The 373-nt window shown below is 36.7% G+C and carries 1 protein-coding gene; it reads right to left on the reverse strand.

All coding sequences use genetic code 11. The features are described from left to right. Positions 1–306 (reverse strand): helix-turn-helix domain-containing protein (locus G4V62_RS19440; RefSeq protein ID WP_165205261.1); only part of this gene is annotated, 306 nt, incomplete at its 3' end. Positions 307–373 lie beyond the last annotated feature (67 nt).

The raw sequence follows: 373 nt of genomic DNA on the forward strand, positions 1-373 counted from the left end.
CTTGAAACGTGGTGCTTTATTCTGTTTCTTGAAAAATCGTGAATACGAATCCGCAAGGTTTTTAAGTGAGGATTGAATAGCAACGCTGTCGACTTCTTTCAACCATACGAATTCTTTTTTTAGCTGCGTTAATTCGGCAGAACATGAATTGTAAGTGAGTCCTTTGCCTGTTTCCTTGTATGTATCGTTCCAACGTGCTAAAAAGTGATTATATACGAAACGAGAACAACCAATCGTCTTTGCGATTAAGATTTCTTGTTCTTTGTTTGGGTAGATACGAAATTTGTATGCTTTGTTGACCAACATTGCTTTTCACCTCACTTTAGACCTTGATTTTCGATATCATCTAATTTCCTCGAAATATCAGCCTTTC

Origin of the sequence: Litoribacterium kuwaitense, from assembly GCF_011058155.1 — a bacterium.
In the GTDB taxonomy this organism is placed as follows: Bacteria; Bacillota; Bacilli; order Bacillales; family DSM-28697; genus Litoribacterium; species Litoribacterium kuwaitense.